Origin of the sequence: Flavobacterium piscisymbiosum (assembly GCF_020905295.1) — a bacterium.
In the GTDB taxonomy this organism is placed as follows: Bacteria; Bacteroidota; Bacteroidia; order Flavobacteriales; family Flavobacteriaceae; genus Flavobacterium; species Flavobacterium piscisymbiosum.
Genome location: NZ_JAJJMM010000001.1, coordinates 354,280 through 366,389 on the forward strand (window position 1 = coordinate 354,280; position 12,110 = coordinate 366,389).

General features: G+C 29.5%; 10 protein-coding genes. All 10 read right to left on the reverse strand.

The features are described 5' to 3' along the window. Positions 1-7 precede the first annotated feature (7 nt). From LNP81_RS01700 to LNP81_RS01745, 10 genes are read right to left on the reverse strand one after another with little or no spacing between them, the layout of a single operon-like run. Positions 8-1,096 carry a glycosyltransferase gene (locus tag LNP81_RS01700; RefSeq protein WP_230032983.1) on the reverse strand — a complete coding sequence of 363 codons (1,089 nt, stop codon included), beginning with the start codon at positions 1,094-1,096 and terminating at the stop codon, positions 8-10. Further along, positions 1,096-2,211: a glycosyltransferase family 4 protein gene (locus LNP81_RS01705; RefSeq protein ID WP_230032985.1), complete on the reverse strand. Its 1,116-nt coding sequence runs from the start codon at positions 2,209-2,211 to the stop codon at positions 1,096-1,098. The genes LNP81_RS01700 and LNP81_RS01705 overlap by 1 nt, the downstream gene beginning before the upstream one ends. Beyond that, the gene (locus LNP81_RS01710) at positions 2,211-3,221 is read right to left on the reverse strand and encodes a glycosyltransferase family 2 protein (RefSeq protein WP_230032987.1); all 1,011 of its coding nucleotides are present in this window, start codon (positions 3,219-3,221) and stop codon (positions 2,211-2,213) included. The genes LNP81_RS01705 and LNP81_RS01710 overlap by 1 nt, the downstream gene beginning before the upstream one ends. Positions 3,222-3,227: 6 nt before the next feature. Further along, complete coding sequence (locus tag LNP81_RS01715) at positions 3,228-4,097, reverse strand: hypothetical protein (RefSeq protein ID WP_230032989.1); 870 nt, start codon at positions 4,095-4,097, stop codon at positions 3,228-3,230. A gap of 8 nt (positions 4,098-4,105) precedes the next feature. Further along, a complete protein-coding gene (locus LNP81_RS01720; RefSeq protein WP_230032991.1) occupies positions 4,106-5,722 on the reverse strand; it encodes a hypothetical protein in 1,617 nt (538 codons plus the stop codon). Positions 5,723-5,728: 6 nt separating this feature from the next. After that, positions 5,729-7,264 (reverse strand): glycosyltransferase family 2 protein, encoded by a 1,536-nt coding sequence (locus tag LNP81_RS01725; RefSeq protein WP_230032993.1) that lies wholly within the window; start codon positions 7,262-7,264, stop codon positions 5,729-5,731. Continuing rightward, positions 7,261-8,436: a glycosyltransferase family 4 protein gene (locus LNP81_RS01730; protein ID WP_230032995.1), complete on the reverse strand. Its 1,176-nt coding sequence runs from the start codon at positions 8,434-8,436 to the stop codon at positions 7,261-7,263. Before LNP81_RS01730 ends, LNP81_RS01725 begins: the two co-directional genes overlap by 4 nt. Before the next feature lie 2 nt (positions 8,437-8,438). Beyond that, the gene (locus tag LNP81_RS01735) at positions 8,439-9,761 is read right to left on the reverse strand and encodes an alpha-1,2-fucosyltransferase (protein ID WP_230032997.1); all 1,323 of its coding nucleotides are present in this window, start codon (positions 9,759-9,761) and stop codon (positions 8,439-8,441) included. Positions 9,762-9,791: 30 nt separating this feature from the next. Then, a complete protein-coding gene (locus tag LNP81_RS01740; protein ID WP_230033000.1) occupies positions 9,792-10,673 on the reverse strand; it encodes a hypothetical protein in 882 nt (293 codons plus the stop codon). Then, on the reverse strand, positions 10,673-12,106 hold the full coding sequence (locus LNP81_RS01745; RefSeq protein WP_230033001.1) for an MBOAT family O-acyltransferase: 1,434 nt from the start codon (positions 12,104-12,106) through the stop codon (positions 10,673-10,675). The genes LNP81_RS01740 and LNP81_RS01745 overlap by 1 nt, the downstream gene beginning before the upstream one ends. Between the last annotated feature and the right edge of the window lie 4 nt (positions 12,107-12,110).

A 12,110-nucleotide genomic window follows, 5' to 3' on the forward strand; every position in this document is an offset into this window, starting at 1 on the left:
TTAATTTTTAAGCTGTAAAAGTAATTAAAGATTTCAACCATAAAAGATAATTAGAAACAATAGTCTTAGCACTAAAATCTTTTTGCACTTTATTATATAAATTCAAACCTATTTCATTTCTATATTTTTCTGACTCAATCAATTTTTCAATCGCTGCAACAAGCGCGTTAAGGTTGTTGGATTCTATTATTACCCCTTCTTTTTCAGAACTAATAATCTTTGAAATTTCCCCTACATTTGTGGCAATTACAGGCAGTCTATTCAATCCATATTCTAGAATTGCAAGCGGAAGTCCCTCTGAAACAGAAGGCAAAACACCTATCTGACATTGTAATAATGAAGAACTTATATTATTTGTTGTTCCGTAAAAATATACTGTATTTTGAAGTTGTAGATCGTTAACTTTTTTCTTTAATTGATGAGAATAAGAATCATTAAAGTCTTTTCCGAATAAATGAAAAGTCCAATCCGGGAATTTGTCTTTTAAAACATTAGCAGCATCAATCAATAATATATGATTTTTTTGCAGACGCAGATTTGCTACACAAATAATTCTTTTACTCTCAAATCCATTTAGGCTTAACTTTTCATTTGAAAAAGAAGAATCCAGTATGAAATTCGGTAAATAAATAATATTGGAGCACAATAAATAAAACTTTGCCCAATTTTTCAAATCTGAATTTACTGAAATAATTCCAGTAAAAAAGAGTGAGCTAACTTTTAAACTTATATTTTTCCTAGAAGATAAATCCTGTGAAATTCCGTAATGATCATGCCAAATAATTTTAATTTTTGGTAAAATTATTTTTACCAAAACTGCAATAAAAAATGAAGAACTATGGGCGTGAATTATATCAATATTATTATTTTTTAAATAATTACGTAATCTAAAAACTGCTCCAAAATCTATTTTTTTCTTTTTTTTCAAAAACAGATAAGAAACGTCTTTATCAATCTGATTGAGTAATAATCCTTCTTTACGAGATGTAATTAAACCTGAAAATTCTATTTTTTCAGATAATGCATTAGCATAATTTACTGCCATACGCTCCGCTCCACCTGTTTCTAAAGAATCTATGATTTGTACAATTCTCATTAGATCAATAGTTTTTTGATTTCAGTTTCAAAAAGATCTGTCGTGTAATTTTGCGACCATTGAATGGCTAAACTACTTTTAGTTAAAAATGCTTGTTCGTCACTTATTATTTCCTTTATCATATTTACATCTTTATCTAAATCCATTTCTAACAAAACACCTCTATTACCATAATCTAGCATAGATGGTAAACAAGAAACTTTAGTCGCCACAGGAACGCAACCCCAAAACATTCCTTCGGCAATAGCTTTTGGCCAACCTTCGCTTTTAGAAGGCAAGATCACCAAATGGCTTTTTTGATAGGCTTTTTTTATGATTTCCTTATTCTGATTTCCGTGTAAAACAATAAATTTTTCCAGATTATTTATCTGAATGTAATTTTCTAAATTACCTCTTTCATAACCTTCTCCATATAGATTAAGAACTACATTAAATCCCTTTTCTATCAAATGTTGTATTATTTTTATTGCGTAAAGAGGATTTTTGCCTGAAACCAAACTACCAACAAAAATAAATTCAATCGTGCTATTAAAACATGTTTTTGATATAATTTCTTTTTCTGAATCTGAATAAGTCGCAGTAAAAAAAGGCTTTATATTTTTAGATTGTTTTTCCCAATCTCCATAAACCAAAACGGTCATATTACGAGTCAAAAAAGTATTTCTCAAAATCCATTTTTGCAATTTGTATGTATATGGTTGCTTACTTTGAGGATCCCAATTACCGGCATATTTTGCTGTTTTTATTTTGTTAGGAAATAAAACCTGAACCAAACAACCTATTAACCCCATATTGCCGGGGCAACGTAAATGAATATGATCAGCGCTTTTCATTGCCCAAAATATTCTCCAGAAAATTATTGGTAATTTAAATACTGAACCTAAAATATTTTTAAAATTAGTCAGATTGAAATCAGCAATCGGACGAAAATCAATCTTGTTACGACCATAAGGAATATCAATTTCTGTTGGTTTTGTATTTTTTAATGGAGCAATAATAATTACCTCATCAATATATTTAAACCAAATATTCATTTCACGAATATAAGGTGCATAACCAAAATATTGATTTACATACTGAATATGGTCAACATGTGTAATTATTGCAAATCTCATTATTCAATTTTTGGTTTATTAACGCATAGACTAAAAAAACCAATAGTTCTTCCCAATGTTTCAGTAAAAGCAGCTTTTTTATTTCCTTCTGTCAAAATATTTGCAGACCTTATTAAGGTCAATAAAACTGTAATAAGATTCCATTTAAGCCGATCTTTAAAGACTGGATTCGGATTTTTGACACGCCAAACATACCATCCATTTCGAACTACCATTTTACCATATTTATATTGATTTGGTCTTCCTGAGACTGCATGAAAATGAGATAAATGGGCATTTGTATTTATTACATTTTTACCGAATTTTAGTGCTCTCAAACTAAAGTCTGCATCCTCATACAAACTATATCCTTCAAAAAAACGAGAAAATTTAATCGTGTCTACCACGATTTTTCTAAACGACATAGACATTCCTATCATTAAATCGACTTCATATATTTTTCCTGTCATTGGAAATCCGGAAGTTCGTCCATGTGAGTAATTTGGCATTTTGCCTGAGCCTAAATCAGATGCAAGTCCCAGATAGTTTCTCACTACATTTCGCAATCCTTCTTTATAAAAACATCCTTCAAACAAATAATATTTTTTAGGATTGTAAGAAATATTTGCATCTTGAGGTTTCCAATTGTTTTCATTAATTGCCACTCCTCCTACTCCAATGATGTCTAAATTGTTTTGAAACGTTTTTACAATTTCAAAAAAATAATCGGGTTCTAAAACTGTATCGTCATCTAAAAAACAAACTATTTCGATATTCTCGCTTACTTTCGATATCCCGAAATTTCTTTGTCTTGTCAAACCTCTGTTTTCTTCTGAAGCCAAAAAATATTTTAAATTTTGAAATCGATTTTCCTTTAAAATTATTTTACTTTCATCATTAGTTGATCCGTCGATTATTATAATTTCATCCGGATATAATGTTTGCTTTTGAACCGATTGCAATAAATCCAACAAAGGTTCCGGACGCATATACGTACAAACAATTAGGGAAAAGGGTAAAGGTATATTCATTACATTTTATACTTTTAAAATCAAAAAGATATTCCCTGCTGTTAATTCTTCATCAGAATATTTTTTGTAATCTTCATGCAGTTTAACTTTTTTAAACAAATCATACTTTTTTGTTTCTTGATTTAAACTTTCATAATCCAGATGAATAATTTCGTAATCATATTTTTTAAATATTTCAAGAAACTGGGGTAATCTTAAACGATTATGATAATCATATTTAGTATGGATTTTGTTCCATTCTTCCTTACTATATTTTAAGAAATCCTGAGGCGATAAGCTACTGTCATTATGCTGTCTTAAATCACTTGGCGAAATAAAATGAATAACAAGGGTGTCTTTTTTAAGTTCTCTTTTCATTTTTTGATGTAAAACATCAACGTCATTCTCGTTCATGTGCGAAAGGACATAACGCGAAAACACAACATCAATTTCCGGAAAGTCATTTGTTATAATATTATGATCTGGAAAATATTCGATTCCGTTAGGAAGCCTATATTTACTACTTAAACTGGGTATTACCGAAAATCCATATCGCTTACAAAAAAGATTATTTAATTTTAAAACTGTTTCTTTTTTAAAGTGCTTATTAATATCATAGGTAGATACTTCTTTGGCTTCAAATTTATATTTAAAGAAATAAGGCATGGCAGGAAACCATCCCGAACCAAATTCAAAAATAGTTTTGTCTTTTAAATCAATGTTCAACTTATTTAAGACTTTTGAAAGTCTTAAATAAGTTGATTCGACACTTTTTAAGCGATCTTCCAACGTCATTTTATCAAAAGAACTCTGAATTTTATGATAAAAATAATCATCTACTTTATTTGGCAACAAAGTCAGAGTTTTAAATAATACTGTTTTTAATTTATGGTTCATTTTTATAATTAAATTACTTTTCGCATTTGTAGACCTGAATCACTTTTTTCAAATAAAATTCCTTCGCCATTTATATCAAAAACTATTTTTTCAAAACCTTGCCAATACTCAATAAGCTCTGAAAGTGTTGGATTCCAAATCTCTTTATTTTTGATTTTTTTTGATAAAAACTGAAATCGTTCGGCAACTTTTTCATCTATTTTTGTTGGGGATGAGAACAGCTTTCCACAATGATATTCCATGGGAACTGAAAAATAAGTATGCGCTATAAAAACCCCTTTTTCGTTTATTAATGTCTGTATATTCTTTTCTGACAACGATTTTTTAAAATCTAACATTTCTAATGTTTGAAATATGTAAAATTCTTTATCCGCAATATTGTGTTTAAATAAAATTGGTGAGTATTTTGCCAATTTATAAGGTTTAGACTTATTAGTATTCCAGAATAAGAAAACCGAAAAAATAGAAGCTCCAAGTTTAATGACATCTTTTGTCAATAAAAAAATCGATTTCCATTTTCTTTGAAGAAATACTTTTTTAAAGTTTGTTGCGGTATTTCTATATCTCAAAATAACATCTTCTTCATTATAATAATGGAAAATAGTATTTTTAATAATCAACTGCATTTTTTTAATCAGTTCAAAATCTTTCATACCATTCATAAAGCTTGACAAAGTAAAATGTTGTGTATTAAATTGATTTATGACACCATTTGTTGCGGTTCCGCAATCTATGTAATTCCATAAAACATTGATTTTTTTACTTTCTAAAACTGCACCAAATTCTTTTTCATCGATATTATTTTTTTTAAAGAGTGAGAAATTGTAAGGTTGATATCCATGATCGATCCAGACTTTTAAATTATTTAATGGTGGAACAAATTGCTTAAAGTCGTCAAAACTTTCATTATTTGACTTTATAGATTGTGAAAGTGAATGATAACACAGCTCGTGCCCATTTTGTTTCCATTCTAAAAATTCTTCTTTTTGATTTTGAAAGGATGCGTTATCTTCTCTTTTCGAAAAATGATTTAAGAAAAACCCTTTTGTTATTTTTATCTGATTTTTTTTAAAAAACGCCCTCTGAATTGCCAGATTTTCAGCCGTATCAAAATCACAATGATCGGTAAAACATGCTATTGCAGAAAATGAATATATTGATCTGCTTAATTCTATTGCTTCTTGTTTAGGAAATAAAAGTGCCAGTTCTTCAACAAAACTATTTTTTTGTTTGGCTTGAGACAAAGCTCTCTTATTTCCATTCTCAATGTAATTGGTAATAGGTGATGATGACTCTGGATTAAATCTCCATAACAAAACAGTTGGATTATGATGATCAATTTCCCAAATTCCAGCTGTTATATTTGCCTGAGCAACTTTGTTATCCTGAAATTTAATAATTTTAGGACTAAATTCGTTTGCGATAAAGTTAGTTTTTAGTTTTTGCCACGTATAGTCATGATTACGAAATTGAGTCACTGATTCTGAAAAAACAATTTTTATATCAAATGAATTACAATCTGAAAGATCAACCTGAGATAAATCAATACCTACTCTGTATGATTGCTTATCAAACACAAGCACATGACTTTGCAAAGGTTTTATAATAGTTATAGATTGTATCAAATTTCTTTATTTAGTGATTAATTCATTTGCCCAATACAAACTTTGTTTCCATTGTTTTTGAAAACTTTTATAATATTGCATTGGATTTTTAATCGTCTGAGCTTTATAGAATTTAAAGAATAAGATTGTTTTATATCCATTTATTTGCTCATCTGTTAAGTGTAATTGTTTATAGAGCATTACTGTAGGTGATGGTTTTGGTTGAACAATATCATCTTTCCAAGCTAAAACAGGTTTTGTTCTAAACCCTCCGATTGGAGCACTTAAGTGTAAAATTTCAGGACTAGGAAAATATATAACATCTGCTCCTATATTGCGCAATTGCATCCCAAAATCGCTATCTTCTCCATACCCAAATTCAAATCCCATTCTAAAAGAGACTTTTTTAAGTAGTTTACTAGTCATAAAACTATTTCCTGATCCAAATATTGAGGCTTGATTTACTACATCAAATTCTTTTTTTTCGTTCTTCTTTAAATAACAGTTATTTACAACTGTTACTCCAAATTTTCTACATTTCTTTAAAGTTTCTTTGATTAAATCGGGAGCAAACCTGTTATCATCGTCATTCAAAAAAACCCATTCACTGTCTACTTTTGCTAATGCTAAGTTCCTTGCATTGCAGGCTCCTGCCTGATGTGTAAATGTATGTTTTATTTTAAATGGCCAGCTTTCAGTTTGAAGATAATCAAGTTCTGAAACACTTTCTGTATTTGTATTTTGTTCTACAATTATAACATTTTCTGGCAAATGACTTTGTACCGATAAATCTTTTAAAACATCATATAAATATTGCTTCCGTCCGATTGTTGGAATTATTACATCAATAGTTTCTGTACTACATATATGCTTTGACGAGTAAACTTCAATATGCTCTAACAAATCATCTCCCAATTTTCGTCTTCGATAAATAAGACAATACAGTAATGGAATAATGCTTAGTTTTCTTTTAAAGAGCAACAAGTTAAAAAACAACAAAAATACCCAACGTGTTCTATAATGTTGTTTTACAAATCGAAATAAAGTATATGTGTAGGATTTCTGCTCTTTTATTTCTACTATATTATCAATTAATAATGTTGGTTCTGAATAACAAAAAAGGCCTTTCTCCATTGTTAATTTTGCCAAAGAATGTAGAAAATAATCGAAATTAAAAGTCGTTTTAATTTTTCCGTTCAAGGCTAATAAAACAGAGGCATGAAGCCCCCCTACAAGGCTACTTGTCTGCCAAGTGGGATAACTAACTTTTTTATTGATTTTTATAAATGGTGATTCCTCGACATAACCAATAGAATCTGATAAGAATAATGTTGAAAATGGATTGTAAGAAGCCATTATTTTCGAATGATGAAACACATCCTGAAATTTTGAAATATTTAAATTCGATTTAAAATCAATATGACACCAAACTATTAAACTTTGAGGATGCAAGGCAGCCATTTCAAATACCATTTTTGCAATATTGACTTGCGAAAAATGCACTGTTTTCTTTTCAAACTCTACTTCAACAACTTTATTTTTTTTATGATAAATAATTATCATTGTTGTTTTATATTTTGATTTATTATTCTTTTATAAAATTCAATATTTTCAAGTACAATTTTATCAATATCAAATTTAACTTCCACTCTTTCTCTGGCTTGTTCACCTATTTTTAAACAAAGTGATTCGTCTTTAAGCAAGGTTATTATTCTGTTAGCAAATAACTCATGATCTGCCGGGTGTACTAAATACCCGCTTTCTTCGTTAACTAAAAGTTCTTGTGCCCACCCAATATTACTATTTACAACCGCTTTTTTCATCGCCATAGATTCTATTGTAACCATTCCTAATGTTTCGGCAAAAGTTGGGTATACACAAACATTGGCCCTCTTTATATAATTCTCAACTTCATTGTATGGTATTTTTCCCAAATATTCGACCTTATCCAATTCAACCTTTGTAAATTGATTTTGTACCAATTGCCAGGTAGAGTCTGAATTTGTTTTAATGTCTCTGGAGTCGCCTCCTATTAAAACTAGCTTCGCATCAGGAAAATCTTTGCGTACTTTGCTAAAAATTGCTGGTAATTCTAAAACTCCCTTTTTACGAATTAAAGTTCCCACATACAAAATCAATCCCTTTTCATAAATCGTGGGAGAGTTATTTGTAAATTTTGGCAATTCTAATCCGTAATGAATTGTTTTTATTTCTTTATTTTTTAGTTTGAAAATTTTCCTGGAAAGTTCTCCAGCAAAAGTTGTGGGTGCTATAAAACCTTTTGCCCTTATTAATGCCCTTTTCTCTGACCAGTAATTTTTTAGTTTTTGCTTTCTTTCTTCTAAATGACAAAAATAGGCATCGCTACCATGAAAGCGGATTATCAAGGGCGTTTTAAATTTCATAAAGGCAGTTATCCCTGTCCAATCCGGTGCTTCAATAATATCAATACTTTTTTCGACAATTGTTTCGTTTATAAATCTTTCTATCTTTTTTCTGTTAAAATAAAATCTAAAAAATTTCACTTTACTATCAGTCAGACTATAAATAGTTACATTCTCTTCTTCGAGGGTAAATTCTTTTTTTTGTCCGTAAATAAAAACTGATACTTTAATGCCCAAGACATTCAGTTTCTCTACTAAATTATAAACACTTGTACCTAAACCTCCATCATGACCAAAAGCCTTGTGCGGATAATGTGATACTATATAGGCTACATGCATTTTTACTGCCATATTTATTTACTTAGAAGTAATTTCTTTAATCGTTTTTTCAACAGTACTTTTTTTCTTTTAATATATTTTTTTAAGCTGTAGTTATAGCCGCCAATAGCTAACAACTTTCCTCCTGAGGAACTTATCCAGATTTCATCTTTAATAAAATCACATGATGAATCTTGTTCTAAATCATTACTTTTTTTCAGATAAACATCTGAAGATCTTTTTCGTTGCTTCCTCTCCTTTGTAGAAAAGGAAAAGATAGAAGAAAACAATCCAAAATCTTTTTGAACAAATAATTCTTCATAATTCAAACGTTTAGAGACTTTAAAAATTTGTGTTATATGATTTGTTACCTTTTTTACTTTCCCTTTATTTAGTTCCAGCCAGCTGGAGTAGATTAAAAGCGGTGGCAAAAAGTAATCTTTTTCTAAAACATAGCTATTTTTAGATACATCGTTATTATCAAAAACAACTGCTACATCAAAATAATTTAAAATATAATCTTTAATTATTTCTTTGTTTTTTTTTGTCCTTATGTAAAAAACTAGCTTATCTAACTTAAGTTTATCATTTAAATGATTGTAGGTTATCCATCTTTCAGGATAATAGTCTCTATCATCTAGTTCTAAACTTTTTAATCCATCAAAATTTTTAAAGGGTCTTATGATTTTCGAGTCACATTTTTCACCCAGCCAGGCTGACCACCACGAAAAAGTAGAATTACTAATTATAAAATCATTGCATAATGCTCCTAAACACAATTGCTCAGCTTCATTTAATCCATCTCCAAAAAAAGCATTTTCTAAGAATGAAAAATGAAACTTGCAATATTTAATATCATCACTTAAAACAATCAAATTACGGGACTGCCAATCAGGAAAAAATCGCGCCAAACTATTTAGATAGAACTTTATGGGCAATTGTAGGTAATCTGGATGGTTAACAAAATCTCCTCTTCGAATCGAAATTAAGATTGTAGATTTGGTAAAAGCTTCCTTATATTTTTCCGTTAACCGGTCAATTAAAACTTCTGAAAACTCAAAATAGTGCTTCGTTAATTCTTTATCAAAGTACCTTTCTGTTTGAAGCCAGCCTGAAATGTCATAGTTCACTTTTTTTAATTCTCTTTTATAATAATTGTATTCTTTTTCTTTAACATCTACAAAATTTAACAGATCATTATCCAGTAGAGGTAATTTATTCTTGAAATAGTGTTGATACTTCCAGACTGGGAAAAAAAAATCCTGTTTGCTTTCAACTGCCAATCCAATCGTAGAAGCAATTTGAAAAAGCTGATTACCTAAATTCCCTTTCTTTCCTAACTTACTGTACGTAATCATTTAAAAAATATTTACTACTAAATTATAATCCTATTTATCAAAAAAATCTTTAATTATTCTGGCTGTAAAGATCCTGGCTCCTTCATTTGTCATATGTCCGCAAGATGAAAAATATTTGTTTTCGATTACTACATTTTCATAATTATAAATTTCAGGATACTGCTTTTTTACTTTATCAAAATAATTCATCCCTACAACATTTTCGCACATTGGCGTCATTACCGGAATAAAATTGATTTTGTTTGCCTTGCAGATATTTTTAATTTCTTCGTAGTATTTATTGCGTTTTAGGGGGGGTAAATTAACAATATTATTTCTCATATTACCATTTTTGTGTTTCTCTAACGGATAAAACCCTAAATTATCTAAAGCATTGGTTTTTTCTTTAGATTCAATTTTTACGACTTCTCTAAATCCAATTTTAGAATCGTATTTTATATATCTGTAAAACGGAATATAATATAGTTCATCGAAGTTTTTTTGGTTAGAAAAATGCTCTTTTATAATTTCCGAATTATGAATATAAGGTAGGAACTTTGCAGAAACGCCATCTGATTCCTGATCATTAGAAAGATTCAGATCTGCTTCAAGAATTACATTTTTAATCTCATATTTTCTTTCTATCATTAATTTTAGCACAAGTGAAGCTTCGAACAAATGACCGCCACTTATACCGTAATTAAAAGTTTTTAGTCCTTTATTTTCGAACATTTGTGACACAAAATGATTGTTTGCCCGCGAAGAACCCAAAATGACAACATCGTATTTTTGCGCTTTAGAATTAAAAACCGTTTCTACTTTTCCTCTATTTTCAGACTGCATAAAAATAACTGTGTATAAACCATCAAGCGCAACGGCTATTAAAAGGGTTACAACAATAATTTTGACTGTATAAATTAAAAAATGCTTCATTAAAACTGAAAATATATAAATTCTTTATAATCTGAAAATGTACCAAATGCTATTATCGCAAGTATTGCCAAAGCTATTTTAAGTAGATTTCTTTTCCCGGAAAGTGGTTCAACTTTAGTTCTGTTATTCCACTCTACTAAAACAAATACTCCAATCATAAGCAGTAATTCATAATTGTAACGTTCATTTTCTAAATATTGAAAACCAAAATTTCGATCCGTCACAATTCTTTTTAAATACAAAATAGCATCTGATATGGTTTTTGCCCTAAAAAATACCCACGCGACACAAGTAATTAAAAACGTTGAAAATATGCTTATTATGACTTTCACGGAATCAAAATTAACTTTGAGATGGATCTCGTCTATATTATTACGGTTACTGTTTGACAAAAGTAAAGGCAAAAAGTATAGCGCATTTATAAATCCCCAGGCAATATAAGTCCAATTGGCTCCATGCCAAAATCCGCTCACTACGAAAATGATAAAGGTATTTCTAATTTTCATCCAGATTCCGCCTTTGCTTCCGCCTAACGGAATATACAAATAATCTCTAAACCATGATGAAAGTGAGATGTGCCAACGACGCCAAAACTCGGCTATATCTCTTGAAAAATAGGGGTAATTAAAGTTTCGTAATAAATCTAAACCAAACAGTTTTGAAACTCCTAACGCGATATCTGAATATCCTGAAAAATCTCCATAAATTTGAAATGCAAAATATATTGCTCCCAGAATTAATGAAAATGAATTCATTGCAGTATAATTGTCAAAAATAGCATTTGCGTATGTTGCACAAGTATCAGCTATCACTACTTTTTTTACCAATCCCCAAATAATCTGGCAAATTCCTTCTTTGGCTTTTTCAAAATCAAACTCACGCTTTACTTTTACCTGAGGTAATAAATGAGTAGCTCTTTCTATTGGTCCGGCTACTAAAAGCGGAAAGTAACTTACAAATAAGGAATAATCTATAAAGGTGTATTCGGCTTTTATTCGTTTGTAGTAAATATCTATTACGTATGATAATCCGTGAAAAGTATAAAATGAAATTCCAACCGGCAGAATTACATTCAATAAAATTGGACTTGTCTTTAGTCCTGCAGAATTTAGTAATTCTGCAAACGAAGCAGCAAAAAAATTATAGTATTTAAAAATTCCTAAAAATCCTAAATTGACTAAAATACTAAGCCAAAACCAAAACTTACGGCTCTTTTCAGATTTCCCTTTTTCGATCTGAATTCCTGTATAGTAATCCAGAAAAGTTGAGAAAACTAATAGAAACAGAAATCTCCAATCCCAACAAGAATAGAAGTAATAACTGGCAACAATTAATAAAGCATTCTGAGTGCTTTTGTTTTTGTTAAAAACAAACCAATACAAGAAAAAAACGATTGGTAAAAAAACAGCAAAAGCTATTGAATTAAAAAACATAAAA